A 12,148-nucleotide genomic window follows, 5' to 3' on the forward strand; every position below is an offset into this window, starting at 1 on the left:
CATTGCTGACTTTTGCCACCCTTATAGGATGATTAAGCAAAAGAACAATGACATGCTACCTAAAGCTCCTCGTATTCCCCACGCCATGACGCAGCATGGCGACACCCGCGTTGATAATTATTACTGGTTGCGAGATGACACCCGCTCGCAACCAGAAGTACTGAATTACCTGCAACAAGAAAATGCATATGGCCGCCAGGTGATGGCTTCGCAGCAAGCTTTGCAGGATCGTGTTCTGAAAGAGATTATCGACCGTATTCCCCCTCAGGATGTGTCTGCACCGTATGTGAAAAATGGGTACCGCTATCGCCATCTCTATGAACCGGGGTGCGAATATGCCATTTATCAACGTCAGTCTGCCTTCAGTGAAGAGTGGGATGAATGGGACACCTTGTTGGATGGTAACCAGCGCGCGGCCCACAGTGAGTTTTATACGCTGGGAGGACTGGCGATATCCCCGGATAACACCATTATGGCGCTGGCTGAGGATTATCTGTCCCGCCGGCAATATGGCGTGCGTTTTCGCAACTTACAAACGGGTAACTGGTACCCGGAGGTACTTGAAAACGTCGAGCCGGAATTAGTCTGGGCCAACGACTCGCAGACTTTCTATTATGTCCGCAAGCATGAAACCACATTGCTGCCGTATCAGGTCTGGCGGCATACCGTAGGCTCGCCATCATCACTGGATGAGCTGGTATATGAAGAAGCCGATGATATGTTTTATGTCAGTCTGCATAAAACCACCTCACAGCACTATGTTGTTATTCATATTGCGAGTGCAACCACCAGTGAGGTTCTGCTCATTGATGCAGAACTGGCTGATGCAGAGCCACTGGTCTTTTTAGCGCGACGCAAAGACCACGAATACAGTCTCGATCACTATCAGCACAATTTTTATCTGCGCTCCAACCGTCAGGGGAAAAATTTCGGCCTGTACCGTACCCGTGTTCGTGATGAGCAAGTCTGGGAGACGCTGATCCCTCCGCGTGACAACGTGATGCTGGAGGGGTTTACGCTGTTCACAGACTGGCTGGTGGTGGAAGAGCGCCAGCGGGGCTTAACCAGTCTGCGTCAGATCAATCGTAAAACGCGCGAAGTGGTCGGTATCGCCTTTGACGATCCGGCGTATGTGACATGGCTTGCCTATAACCCTGAGCCGGAGACCTCGCGCCTGCGTTATGGCTATTCCTCCATGACCACCCCGGATACGCTGTTTGAACTGGATATGGACACCGGAGAGCGTCGCGTGCTCAAGCAGACGGAGGTTCCCGGATTTGATGCGGCGAACTACCGCAGCGAACACGTATGGATCACCGCGCGGGATGGTACCGAGGTTCCGGTTTCGCTGGTTTACCATCAAAAGTACTTCCTGAAAGGAAAAAATCCGTTACTGGTTTACGGCTATGGCTCGTATGGCGCCAGCATGGACGCCGATTTCAGCAGCAGCCGCTTGAGCCTGCTGGATCGCGGCTTTGTTTATGCCATTGCCCATGTCCGTGGCGGCGGTGAGTTAGGGCAACAGTGGTACGAAGACGGTAAGTTTCTGCATAAGAAAAATACCTTCAATGATTATCTCGACGTCTGCGATGCACTGCTAAAAATGGGCTATGGCGCGCCTTCGCTATGTTATGGCATGGGAGGAAGCGCCGGAGGAATGTTAATGGGTGTTGCCATCAATGAGCGCCCCGAACTGTTTCATGGCGTCATTGCACAGGTGCCATTTGTCGATGTGCTGACCACAATGCTGGATGAGTCAATTCCACTGACGACTGGTGAGTTTGAAGAGTGGGGTAATCCGCAGGAGGAAGAGTATTACACCTACATGAAAAGCTACAGTCCGTATGACAATGTTACCGCGCAGGCTTATCCGCATCTGCTGGTGACAACGGGCTTGCACGACTCCCAGGTGCAATACTGGGAACCGGCAAAGTGGGTGGCAAAACTGCGTGAGCTGAAAACGGACGACCATCTGCTGTTACTCTGCACGGATATGGATTCCGGGCACGGCGGTAAATCCGGACGTTATAAATCTTACGAAGGTGTGGCCCTGGAATACGCGTTTTTGATTGGGCTGGCGCAGGGAACACTGCCTGGACAAGCGTAAACTCAGGCGTTATCCAGATAGTGTTTCAGCGTTAGGCGCAATTCCGGGCTCATATTGTCAAGGTTGTTAAACAGCCAGCGCAAATAGCCCGGATCGCGTTCAGCGACTTCAGATACCGGTTTCCCGCGGTATTTTCCGAAGGTAAATGTGGTTAGCAACGCAGGACGACCGGTGACATCGGCCATTTGCTCCGGGGTCCAGCCGGACGTCTTCATAATGTCGATCAGCAGTGCCGCTGTGATGTAGCAGTCATAAAGCGCGCGGTGGTGGTGCAGACCAGACGGCGTCTGGACGCTCAGCTTGCGGGATTTATAGAGCGCCATATTGCTGTATTTGATCCCCGGCCACAGGCGGCGGGAAAGCTTCATGGTGCAAATCCATTCTCCTGGCATTTCGGGCAGCACACGCCGATCAAAACTGGCGTTATGCGCCACGTACCACTCGCTGCCGTAATACTGCGGGATGATGTCTTCAATCCACGGTTTATCCGCTACCATCGCTTCAGTGATGTGATGGATAGCCATGGCTTGTGGACTGATGGGACGGTCAGGACGCACCAGATGGCTCATGGGATTGACGATCGTTCCGTCAACGACATCGACAGACGCAATCTCAACAATGCCTCCCTGCAGACCACAGGTTTCTGTATCTATTATGCGCAACATGCCGGGCTCCAGACCAAAACGACTAGCGTAATGGAATGATATCACCTTGCCAACCCCGTGGCGTGCGTTGTCCGGTTAACAGTAACGAACCGCTGTCTGCGCGTACAATTAACCGACCCCCTTCATCCCACAACGCGCTGCTGCCACGTGCATTGGCCATCAGCACCGCAATGGCGAATTTATGTGAAAAACTTTGCAGGCGCGAAGCGGAAGAGAGCAGTTCTGGTTCGCTGACGGACTGACAGGTTGTGAATAGCGAAAATGTCGGGTCGATATCAATACCTTCCGGCTGACTGTCGACAACGCTGATGGCATTTTGTTGCCTGGCGATACAGGCGCCATGGCTTTGATGAAACATTAACGGCGAGGTCATCCAGGGAGAGAAAAGCGCTATTCCCTTCACAAAGCGATCGTGATGCTCTACCGACAACCCGGCAATGATGGTCATACGATACGTGGCCGCAGCGTGGGCGAGGGGTTGCAATAACTCTTCATCAGGTGGGGCTGGGAGAGCGTCGTCTTCGTCCACACATCCCAACAGGGACAATGATGGAAAAACCAACAATTCGCATTGGCATTTAGCCGCTGCCTGAATGAACTGCAAATGATGGGCGACGTGTTCGCTTAATGATCGTTGAAGTGGTTCGTACTGCGCTGCAGCAATTTTCCAGTGTGACATAATGATTTCCTTTTCATAGTGTCTACAACCATCCTTAAATAGTAGATTAAGAATGTACTTATACTGTAGCAGGCATCATGTAAGGAATTGTAACTTAATATAAGGTTTATTTAACTTTAGGCTCGTAAGGTAAACGTGACAGGGAAACAGAAGCTAAACGGTGCGCGATCAGGCGTTCACGGAACCAGTCGCGTAAATGTGCAGGCTGTTCACGCTCGACTACTTCAGCAACGACAGGCATGTTGTAGCGCTCTTTAAATGCGACACCTGCCGCAGCGAGATCGACGTTAACCTTATCCATTTCTGCTTGCTCAAGTTTGGCCAGATTAATATTCATACGTTTTTCCTCATCTCTCCATTAGCGCGCAAAAGTTACTAAGAGTGCGCATTAATGGCAAGCCTGAAATGATGATTCTCGACTCGATCATTGTAGAAGGTTATTCTCTATAGATTAGACATAACAAAAAGGAATAGTTGAAATGGCTTCATCTGCATCTATGCTTCACAGCGCTCTCATCGTACTCGCCAGCGTGCTGGCAACGCCCGCCGCCCTGGCGCATGCCCACCTCACAAAACAAAGCCCGGCGGCTAATGCCGAGGTTGCGGCATCTCCTCAGGCGTTGACGCTGAATTTTTCTGAAGGCGTAGAACCAGGATTTAGCGGTGCAACGCTGACAGGTCCAAACAAAGAACAGATCAAAACGGGCAAGGCGTCACGCAGTGAGCAGGACAAAACACAGCTGATTGTTCCGCTTGATCAAACACTTGAAGCAGGAAAATATACGGTCGACTGGCACGTTGTTTCCGTGGATGGTCACAAGACGAAGGGGCAATATACCTTTAGCGTGAAATAACCGATGCTGGCATTTACCTGGGTTGCATTACGGTTTATCCATTTTACCACTTTGATGCTGGTGTTTGGTTGTGCGCTTTACGGCGCATGGCTGGCTCCCGTTTCGGTTCGTCGTTTAATGATGCGTCGTTTTTTGCGTCTGCAACGGCATGCCGCAACGTGGAGCTTTATCAGCGCGACGCTGATGCTGGCGATCCTGGGTGGGTTAATGGGCTCAGGCTGGCGGGATGTTATCTCTACAGATGTATGGGGCGCGGTGTTGCAAACGCAGTTTGGCGGCGTCTGGTTATGGCAGATTATCCTCGCGCTGGTCACTCTGGCGGTGGTTATTATCGTACCGCGTAGCATGCCGCGACGGCTGTTAATGCTGACGATTGCGCAGTTTATTTTGCTGGCTGGCGTCGGGCATGCGACGCTGCATACTGGTATTACTGGGGCAATCCAGCAGGTTAACCATGCCTTGCATCTGATATGCGCCGCCGCCTGGTTCGGTGGCCTGCTACCCGTACTTTACTGTATGCGAATGGCGCATGGCCGCTGGCGAGAACAGGCCATCAGCACCATGATGCGTTTCTCCCGCTATGGGCATCTTTTTGTGATTGGCGTGTTGCTTACCGGCATCATGAATGCGCTGTTTATTGTCGGTTTTTCTGTTCCCTGGCATGCGGCTTATGGGAGACTGCTGTTGTTAAAATGTGCCCTGGTCATGCTAATGGTGGCGATTGCGCTGGTGAATCGGTATGTTCTTGTTCCACGTATGCAGCAGGATAACCGCTGCATGACCCTCTATTTTATTTGGATGACGAAGCTGGAATGGGGTATAGGCGCTGTTGTGCTGGCAATTGTCAGCCTGTTTGCAACCCTCGAACCGTTCTGATGGACTGGCAAAACGTATGAAAAAAATCATTATCTCTTTATTGCTACTGGCAAGTTCGGGAGCGGCACTGGCTGCGCCGCAGGTTATTACCGTCAGTCGTTTTGAGGTTGGCAAAGATAAATGGGCGTTTAATCGTGAAGAGGTGATGCTGACCTGCCGTCCGGGCAACGCGCTGTATGTCATCAATCCCAGCACGCTGGTGCAATACCCGCTGAATGATGTTGCCAGACAGCAGGTTGAGAGCGGTAAAACCACGGCAAAACCGATCGACGTTATCCAGATTGACGATCCGACTAAACCTGGCGAAAAAATGAGCCTTGCTCCGTTTATCGAGCGCGCAGAAAAACTCTGTTAATTGTCAGATGTAGTGCTCTGATTTCCAATAAAAAACCGCAAGGATCTCACAGGAGAACTTGCGGTTTTTACATTGTAGCGAGTGACAATCTCCCTTTTTTTCAGACCACTTTAGTCGCGGACTGGAAAACCTGGCGCTGTCATCTATTCTTAAATGGCAGGGTAACTTAGCCTGCATTAATGCCAACTTTTAGCGCACGGCTCTCTCCCAAGAGCCATTTCCCTGGACCGAATACAGGAATCGTATTCGGTCTCTTTTTATGTGCTTGTTTTCGTTGGGTTTTTTCTGTGCTTTCACGAAATCCCACGAAAATTACTCGAAATTTCCATATCCTGTCTAAACCATAACATATTCTGCACCGCGTGCGTCCAGGTATTTTTGGGTCATTGTTAAATTTTTATGCCCCAGCAACCTCTGAGCAAAAACCTCTGTGTTCTCTTTTCTGGCGCGAAGACTTGAGACCATGCTTTCCTGCAGACAGAGTACGTAACCTTCCAGAACAGTCGATATGTCCCTGGTGTTGACGGCCACCAGCAGCAGTCCACAGTACCGCATTTATACGTTAAGTTTTATCGTGGGATTGTCGATATTACTCTTTATTGGCATTTCAAAAGGAATAAAAGATGAAATATTTCTATGCTTACCATGGACCCAAAAATACAAAAGATTTTGACTACAGTAATGGGTATGGGGTTGGGCAGGAATGGAAAACCCGTCAAGTGACCCCTGGTGACCGCCTTTTTGTTATTCAAAAACTCTCTGGAAAGCGAGACTTCCAGTTGTGTGGCTTATTCGAAATTATTGATACTTTTGTGGACCCAAACAACGCTTATCCATATCGAGTTCAACTGAAAGACCTATCCACTCTTGATACTTTCCTTCCGGTGGATGAATTGCTCGTTGGTGAACAACTCCCTCCCAGCAAGCGAAAAGAGGAATGGACTAATTTTAAACGACATTTTTGTCATCAGGGAGCTTCATTTGAAGCGCCTTTGTGCGAAGAAATTGTGTCGGTTCTCAGTTTATTGATTGCAATACCTGATTATCAAATGGGGACATATGCTCGCAGGGAAGACGGTCTACGCATGGTTAAAATTCGCCGGGAGCAGGCAAAATTTCGTAAAGTGGTGATGTCGAATTGGGGCAATAAATGCGCAATTACCGGCAGTACTTTGGCAGTTGAAGCTTGCCACATAATTAGCCATGCCAATAAAGGCTTACCGAGTGTAGAAAATGGCATTGCACTTGCTGCTGATTTTCATAAGTTATTTGATAGTGACCATCTGAGCTTTCGGGATAATCGAGTTATTCTTTCAGAATCTGCCCGTCTCGAACCACGATATAAAGATTTTCATGATACTGAACTGCGGAAGCCACTGAAACCAGTTGATCTATCAGTGAAATAACGGATCAACCAGGCAGAATAATAGTAACACTATTAAAACGTGAAGAAGCCCTATCGCAAAGGCGAATTGTGGGTAGCATCCACAGCATAGTTATTCTGGGCTGCATGACATCGACAGCAGAGAGTTTGTAGTGATGTCAAATCGTACCCTGCGCAAATCATCGCGTGTCGTATGCGGTTTACTCCTCGTTTCATGCCGCTATTGCTAAAGTTATAGGCAGGTAATATCCGAGAGTAGAAGGTCATATGGGGCTGTCTGATAACGTCTACCAGAGGGTCGAAGGAACAAACTGGCGTCACATCTGGGTCGTGGGAGATCTTTCCTATGCTGATGGATAAATTGCGCCAGTGTCGGTTTGATCCGTGGCGCGATCTATTGGTTTCTGTCGGCGATGTTACCGATCGTGGGCCTGATAGTCTGCGCTGTCTACAGTTGCTTCGCCGAAACTGGATGATAGCGGTCAGGGGGAATCACGAGCAGATGGCGTTGGATGCGCTGGTAACGGGGGATCTGCAGCTGTGGTTTATGAATGGGGGCTCGTGGTTTGCGCAGGCAGCACAACCCGCGGCAAGATTTGCTCTTGAAGCCTGTCAGCAATTACCGTGGATTCTGGAACTGCATTGTCAGAATGGCGTACACGTGATTGCCCATGCCGATTACCCGGATGATATTTATCTGTGGCGAAAAGAGGTCGATTTGCAACGGGTGTTGTGGGATCGTGCGCGATTAATGAATAAAGGCAGTGGAATTCATGGCGCAGATCACTTTTGGTTTGGCCATACTCCCCTGCGCCATCGGCTTGATCGCGATAATCTGCACTATATTGATACTGGCGCGGTATTTGGCGGTGAGCTAACGTTGGTGCAGTTACAATAATTAGAAATCACTATATTCCTGAGCAGGACGCCAGAAGCTGTCGATATAGTCTTCGGCCGGCAAGCATCCGCCGTTGCGAATGCGCTGATCGTCCATCGAAATTAAGCACTGCCGTTCTGTATTGTAGACATCAACCACGATATCTTCACAACCGCCATCCAGGTAGCAAACAAAAAGAATCAGCGTGAACATTCCATCCTCAAATTGTATTGCCGTATCAATAGTGTAGAAGAAATTGCAGTTAATGGGGCGGGGAGAAATAAGTTAACGCGTCACTGTGTACTCATTCGTGAAGGGCAGGTACGTTTCACCGGGCAGTTCGAAAGATTGCAACCAGTGGGTAAATTTTCTTACGGCCCCATCTTGCCTGTCATTCCACAGCAGAGAATAGGTTCCGGTATCGATAGTCAAATCGCCAAATGGCGCAACCAGCCTTCCTGTTTTCAGGTGTTTTTCACAGAATAAATAGGGCATTACGGCCAAACCCAAGCCATCTTCAGCCGCCTGTATTGCCGCAAATGTATGATCCAGCGTGATAATCTGGTTACTTTCATTATGATCATTTGGGAAATGGCTATGCCAGCGTTTCCAGAGATCGTTACGCGCACGAATTTGAATTTTTATATGATCGTCCAGTTGATCTGGCGAGACCAGAGGTCGGCTGTGCAGGTACTGCTGGCTACAAACCAGCAGGCTTGATTCCCGAAGAAATGGAACAGGTTTAAGCCCGGAAAAATGTGCCGGATCCCGGCGAATCGCGACATCAAAGGGAGAAGCGAAGCTAACGGGACCAATGCTGGTGGTGACATCGACGGTGAGTTCAGGGTGGATTTCATTCAGCTCAGCCAGTCTTGGCATTAGCCAGTGCATGGCGAATGTGGGCAGGCACTGGATGGTTAACCTTCCCGAAAAGGTGTTAGCGCTGACCTCTTTTTCTGCCTGCGCAAGTTCATCGAGTAACCGTGTTGCAACGCGGGAAAAGGTCTCGCCGGCACTCGTCAGCCTGACAGATTTGTGTGCACGATAAAACAGTTGTACGCCCAGTTGTGCTTCCAGTGCGCGGATATGTCGGCTGACTGCTCCTGTGGTGATAAACAGTTCATCAGCTGCCGCACTGAAGCTGCTTCTACGCGCAGCAGCTTCGAATGCCGGCAAATGGGGGAGCGAGAGTAATCGTGTCATTGGTTGAGTTTAACTCAACCAATTGACGCAATAAAGATCGTTTGTCAGCGTCTTCCCCTTGCTCATAACATGGCCCGTAACGCTCTGGTTCATTATCGATATTCACTTTTTCTGAAGGCAATTTTAGTGAAAGCATTCAATTTGTTTTGCCTTGGACGGGCGGGAACATGCCTGGGGACAATGGCTTTTGCTGGTGCACTTCCGGTAATACGCGAAGAGTGGCATATAGACGCCGCCGCTGCGGGAACAATACAGACGGTATTTAGTATTTCAAACGCCTGCGCCTTATTTGCTGCCTCCTGGCTGTGCGACTATCTGGGGGCTCGCAAGGTGTATCTCATTTTCTCGTGGTTCGGTGTGCTCGCTTTATTGCTTTTTGCCTGTTTTGCCCGCTCTTATTCCTCCGCTCTGGTCATGATGGCCTTTGTCGGATTGACCCAGGGTGGGGCCTACACGCCAGCGATGATGTTGGCTATGGGCATGAACAGCGTGCCCAAACGTGGACTTGCCGTTGGGATGATCCTGGCCGCAGGTTCGTTTGGCTACCTGCTGTCTGTATTTATCTCCGCCTGGGGAGCATTGCGCTGGGGAGCTTCCTTTGCGTTCTCTTTATGTGCCGCTGGCGCATTGGTTGGCGCGGTATCCGGTTCAGTGACGTTATCCGGCTATCAGGAAGACATGTACAGGACGCAGAAGCAGGGGGGATCGGCAAAGAGCCATGTTCTGTCGGTCGGCGCAATACTGCTGATGGTAGGTTATATTGCGCATTGCTGGGAGTTACTGGGGAGCTGGGCATGGACCCCCAGCCTGGTGACGAATGCGCTGCAAGCCTGGCAGATGGAGCCGATGGCCACCGGGTTGATCGTCGCCTGTGCTGTACATTTATCGGGGATGTTCTCGACGCTGATTGTAGGGGCAATCTCCGATTATTTTAATCGCGCATCGGTGTTGATTTTTATGGGCGCTGCTGGCGCGTTGAGTTCACTCCTGATGGGATTATCGGTTTCCTGGGGGGCGGGGTGGACATTATTGTTCGCGTTTATGGGGAGTTTCTTCATTCTTGGTGATTCAGGCGTCTTATCTGCCGCGATTGCCGATAATGTGCCTCAGGCAAAGCTGGGGAGTGTGATGGGATTGCGGTCGCTGCTTGGATTTGGCGTGGGGTCTCTTGCGCCTTTAACATTTGGTGTGGTGATGGATTCAACGCAAAGCTGGGAACTCGCTTATAGCGTGCTGGCTGCGGGGGGAACCATCGCTTTCTTCTCCGCCTGCGTACTTAGATTCAATTGTTTTAACGCTAATAAATAACCCGTCTGGCGACGGGTTCTTTTTGAATCAGGCAAAGCGCATGACCCAGGCATCTGACTTACGATCGTAGTGCTCGCGGAATAGAACGGAATGTTCTCCATTGAGAAGGGCCGGGACGCTGGTGTCGGCATCCCAGGCGTCCAGTTGCATACATAAATCCGGATCGGATTTACAAGGAATGGTTAACGTTCGGTCCCCCGGCGATTCGCCATGTAACTCGGCGTCGTCGATTTCAAAAGCGCCAATGCGCACACTGGTTTTCATCATCGTGCTCTCCGTTGATTTGCGGGTTGTGGTACGACCAGTTAAGCCGCCCATTTTTCAGCGTAGTCAACGTGGGCAAAAGCGCCAGTAAAAACGTGCGTTATCCTGTAAAGAGTTTTCCATCCCGGACAAGATCGCGTGGATAACTGTTCTTTAACCGTGATCCAATACGTTTTGCCAGTCCAATCGGCTGACGCTGGAACGTGACCAGTACATCGTCGGTTGTTGGTGAGGTTTGTGGGTAGACATCTCTGCCACGATACCACTCTTCCGCTTCTTCAAGCGTCAGTTCAAACGCATTGTGATGTTCCGGGTTAGCAAGGGCGATAACTGCCTCATGCTGCCAGCGGTAACCCTTATTGTGGGTTTCAGCGAGTTTAATCCCGAGGCGGGAAAAACGGACTTTACCAATCAGCGGTTCAATGTCTGTCGGGAATAACCAAATTTCTTTATCACGCTGCCAAAGGCGCAGATTGTCTTGCCATTGCAATCCACAGGCGGTAGCAGCCTGGGTGATTTGTGCGGCTTCCCGGCTTTTCAGCGGGCTGAAGGGGAAATTTCCCACCTTATATTTCGGCGCAGGCAGTGCAGGGATAGGGGCTGTTTTTCGCAAACGCGCGACAAAGAATCCTTCACAGTCATAAATTTGTGGGAACACGTGCAGGAATCCCTCAGGTGTCAGGGCGCGTCCGGCCTCCGGAAATAAATCACCCAGAGGAAGAAACTCGACGGCGTCCGGGTAAGTCTCAATCAACCACTGCATGACGTTTTCATTTTCGTCACGGTTAAGCGTACAGGTCGAGTAAACCAACGTGCCGCCGGGGCGCAGAGCGTGAAAGGCGCTGTCGAGCAGTTCGCGCTGAGTTGCGGCTATTTCCAGATTACTTTCTGGCGACCAGTTTTTTAGCGCATCGGGGTCTTTACGCATCACGCCTTCGCCGGAACATGGGGCGTCCAGCAAAATGGCATCGAAGGATTCAGGCAACGCTGCGCCAAATACCCGGCCGTCAAAATGGGTGAGCGCGACATTGGCTATCCCGCAACGGCTGATATTGGCATGCAGAACTTTGACGCGACTGGCGGAAAACTCATTCGCCAGAATCGCGCCCTGATTATTCATTTTTGCGGCAATTTGCGTGGTTTTAGAACCGGGGGCAGCCGCAACATCCATGACACGTTGCGGGGTATTACCTTCGGCAAACAACGCGGCGACTGGCAGCATTGAGCTGGCTTCCTGAATATAAAACAGACCGCTTAAATGCTCAGCAGTACTGCCGAGCGGTACAGACTCTTCATCGTTGCGCTCAATCCAAAAGCCTTCAGCACACCAGGGAACCGGAGTGAGTGACCAGCCATAAGGCGCGGTTAAGTCGAGAAAATCAGCAACGGAGATTTTCAGCGTATTGATGCGGATACTGCGGCGTAATGGACGCTGGCAGGCTGCGAGAAAATCTTCAAAAGAGAGCGTGGAAGGCATTGCTTCACGCATTTGTGTCAGAAAGGCGTCAGGAAAATAAGCCACTTGGTACCACCGGCAAAAAAACAGGTGCGCAGTGTAGCATATACCCTCAATAAT

13 protein-coding genes and 1 pseudogene are annotated in these 12,148 nt (G+C 50.4%); 7 read left to right on the forward strand and 7 right to left on the reverse strand.

Features of this window, described 5'->3' with window-relative positions; translation table 11 throughout:
- Nucleotides 1-52 precede the first annotated feature (52 nt).
- A complete protein-coding gene (ptrB, locus tag G8S19_RS09140; RefSeq protein WP_197724093.1) occupies nt 53-2,107 on the forward strand; it encodes an oligopeptidase B in 2,055 nt (684 codons plus the stop codon).
- A gap of 2 nt (nt 2,108-2,109) precedes the next feature.
- Here the strand turns inward: ptrB and exoX are convergent, their stop codons facing one another.
- The 3 genes from exoX to G8S19_RS09155 form a co-directional block, all read right to left on the reverse strand.
- A complete protein-coding gene (exoX, locus tag G8S19_RS09145) occupies nt 2,110-2,772 on the reverse strand; it encodes an exodeoxyribonuclease X (RefSeq protein ID WP_061068071.1) in 663 nt (220 codons plus the stop codon).
- A 22-nt stretch (nt 2,773-2,794) separates the two neighbouring features.
- Nucleotides 2,795-3,451 carry a carbon-nitrogen hydrolase family protein gene (locus G8S19_RS09150; RefSeq protein ID WP_061068070.1) on the reverse strand — a complete coding sequence of 219 codons (657 nt, stop codon included), beginning with the start codon at nt 3,449-3,451 and terminating at the stop codon, nt 2,795-2,797.
- Nucleotides 3,452-3,557: 106 nt separating this feature from the next.
- The gene (locus G8S19_RS09155; protein ID WP_005120732.1) at nt 3,558-3,788 is read right to left on the reverse strand and encodes a DNA polymerase III subunit theta; all 231 of its coding nucleotides are present in this window, start codon (nt 3,786-3,788) and stop codon (nt 3,558-3,560) included.
- A gap of 142 nt (nt 3,789-3,930) precedes the next feature.
- Between G8S19_RS09155 and yobA the strand changes: the two genes are divergently transcribed.
- The 5 genes and pseudogenes from yobA to pphA all read left to right on the forward strand — a co-directional run bounded on the left by yobA (nt 3,931) and on the right by pphA (nt 7,818).
- The gene (gene yobA, locus G8S19_RS09160) at nt 3,931-4,305 is read left to right on the forward strand and encodes a CopC domain-containing protein YobA (RefSeq protein ID WP_253686470.1); all 375 of its coding nucleotides are present in this window, start codon (nt 3,931-3,933) and stop codon (nt 4,303-4,305) included.
- Between the two features lie 3 nt (nt 4,306-4,308).
- Entirely contained in the window at nt 4,309-5,181 is an 873-nt protein-coding gene (gene copD, locus G8S19_RS09165; protein WP_253686472.1) for a copper homeostasis membrane protein CopD, read from the forward strand.
- 16 nt (nt 5,182-5,197) lie between these two features.
- Nucleotides 5,198-5,536, forward strand: coding sequence for a YebY family protein (locus G8S19_RS09170; RefSeq protein ID WP_061068068.1), 339 nt, complete (start codon nt 5,198-5,200; stop codon nt 5,534-5,536).
- A gap of 623 nt (nt 5,537-6,159) precedes the next feature.
- Complete coding sequence (locus tag G8S19_RS09175; protein ID WP_124020966.1) at nt 6,160-6,942, forward strand: HNH endonuclease; 783 nt, start codon at nt 6,160-6,162, stop codon at nt 6,940-6,942.
- A 245-nt stretch (nt 6,943-7,187) separates the two neighbouring features.
- Nucleotides 7,188-7,818 (forward strand): annotated as a pseudogene (gene pphA / locus G8S19_RS09180) (protein-serine/threonine phosphatase).
- On the opposite strand, the gene G8S19_RS09185 reads toward pphA, so the two are convergent.
- Together G8S19_RS09185 and G8S19_RS09190 are read right to left on the reverse strand one after the other, a co-directional pair.
- Nucleotides 7,819-8,010, reverse strand: a complete 192-nt coding sequence (locus G8S19_RS09185; RefSeq protein WP_048211387.1) for a YebW family protein — start codon at nt 8,008-8,010, stop codon at nt 7,819-7,821.
- Between the two features lie 72 nt (nt 8,011-8,082).
- Nucleotides 8,083-9,000: a LysR substrate-binding domain-containing protein gene (locus tag G8S19_RS09190; RefSeq protein ID WP_124020965.1), complete on the reverse strand. Its 918-nt coding sequence runs from the start codon at nt 8,998-9,000 to the stop codon at nt 8,083-8,085.
- A 180-nt stretch (nt 9,001-9,180) separates the two neighbouring features.
- On the opposite strand from G8S19_RS09190, the gene G8S19_RS09195 reads away from it, so the two are divergent.
- Nucleotides 9,181-10,308 (forward strand): nitrate/nitrite transporter, encoded by a 1,128-nt coding sequence (locus G8S19_RS09195; RefSeq protein ID WP_232034689.1) that lies wholly within the window; start codon nt 9,181-9,183, stop codon nt 10,306-10,308.
- Between the two features lie 27 nt (nt 10,309-10,335).
- Here the strand turns inward: G8S19_RS09195 and G8S19_RS09200 are convergent, their stop codons facing one another.
- Complete coding sequence (locus G8S19_RS09200; RefSeq protein WP_101742234.1) at nt 10,336-10,572, reverse strand: YebV family protein; 237 nt, start codon at nt 10,570-10,572, stop codon at nt 10,336-10,338.
- Between the two features lie 100 nt (nt 10,573-10,672).
- A complete protein-coding gene (gene rsmF, locus G8S19_RS09205; RefSeq protein WP_197724103.1) occupies nt 10,673-12,061 on the reverse strand; it encodes a 16S rRNA (cytosine(1407)-C(5))-methyltransferase RsmF in 1,389 nt (462 codons plus the stop codon).
- Nucleotides 12,062-12,148 lie beyond the last annotated feature (87 nt).

This window comes from Citrobacter sp. SX206 (assembly GCF_024181025.1).
GTDB classification, from domain to species: domain Bacteria; phylum Pseudomonadota; class Gammaproteobacteria; order Enterobacterales; family Enterobacteriaceae; genus Citrobacter; species Citrobacter youngae.

Coding starts and splice junctions, on each gene's coding strand:
- G8S19_RS09150 (WP_061068070.1), bottom strand. CDS start 3,451: ATGTCACACTGGAAAATTGCTGCAGCGCAGTACGAACCACTTCAACGA.
- G8S19_RS09200 (WP_101742234.1), bottom strand. CDS start 10,572: ATGAAAACCAGTGTGCGCATTGGCGCTTTTGAAATCGACGACGCCGAG.
- G8S19_RS09185 (WP_048211387.1), bottom strand. CDS start 8,010: ATGTTCACGCTGATTCTTTTTGTTTGCTACCTGGATGGCGGTTGTGAA.
- G8S19_RS09175 (WP_124020966.1), top strand. CDS start 6,160: ATGAAATATTTCTATGCTTACCATGGACCCAAAAATACAAAAGATTTT.
- yobA (WP_253686470.1), top strand. CDS start 3,931: ATGGCTTCATCTGCATCTATGCTTCACAGCGCTCTCATCGTACTCGCC.
- copD (WP_253686472.1), top strand. CDS start 4,309: ATGCTGGCATTTACCTGGGTTGCATTACGGTTTATCCATTTTACCACT.
- exoX (WP_061068071.1), bottom strand. CDS start 2,772: ATGTTGCGCATAATAGATACAGAAACCTGTGGTCTGCAGGGAGGCATT.
- G8S19_RS09170 (WP_061068068.1), top strand. CDS start 5,198: ATGAAAAAAATCATTATCTCTTTATTGCTACTGGCAAGTTCGGGAGCG.
- G8S19_RS09155 (WP_005120732.1), bottom strand. CDS start 3,788: ATGAATATTAATCTGGCCAAACTTGAGCAAGCAGAAATGGATAAGGTT.
- G8S19_RS09195 (WP_232034689.1), top strand. CDS start 9,181: ATGGCTTTTGCTGGTGCACTTCCGGTAATACGCGAAGAGTGGCATATA.
- G8S19_RS09190 (WP_124020965.1), bottom strand. CDS start 9,000: ATGACACGATTACTCTCGCTCCCCCATTTGCCGGCATTCGAAGCTGCT.
- rsmF (WP_197724103.1), bottom strand. CDS start 12,061: ATGCGTGAAGCAATGCCTTCCACGCTCTCTTTTGAAGATTTTCTCGCA.
- ptrB (WP_197724093.1), top strand. CDS start 53: ATGCTACCTAAAGCTCCTCGTATTCCCCACGCCATGACGCAGCATGGC.